Annotated in this window: 1 protein-coding gene; it reads left to right on the forward strand. The window is 57.5% G+C overall.

Features of this window, described 5'->3' with window-relative positions; all coding sequences use genetic code 11:
- On the forward strand, positions 1-433 hold a 433-nt coding region (locus tag ACTHUR_RS21550; protein ID WP_440400858.1), incomplete at both ends, for an NADP-dependent isocitrate dehydrogenase.

Here is a 433-nt window from a genome sequence, read left to right on the forward strand (position 1 = left end):
CCGTGATTCCCGACAGCAGCTACGCAGGCGTTTATCAAGCAACCATCGACTTCTGCCGCGAACACGGCGCGTTCGATCCGACAACCATGGGTACAGTACCCAACGTCGGCCTGATGGCGCAGGCGGCCGAAGAATATGGTTCGCACAATAAAACTTTCGAAATCGAAGCCGACGGTCAGGTTCAAGTCATTGATGCGGCAGGCAAAGTCCTGATGCAGCACGACGTTGAAGCAGGCGACATCTGGCGTATGTGCCAAACCAAAGACGCGCCCGTCAAAGACTGGGTACAACTCGCCGTCAACCGCGCCCGTCTGAGCAACACGCCAGCCGTGTTCTGGCTCGACGAAAACCGTCCGCACGACAAGAGCCTGCTCGCCAAGGTTAAAGCCTACCTTGCCGAACTGGATACCAACGGTCTCGACATCCGCGTCCT

It is taken from the genome of Neisseria sp. P0021.S007, assembly GCF_051956855.1.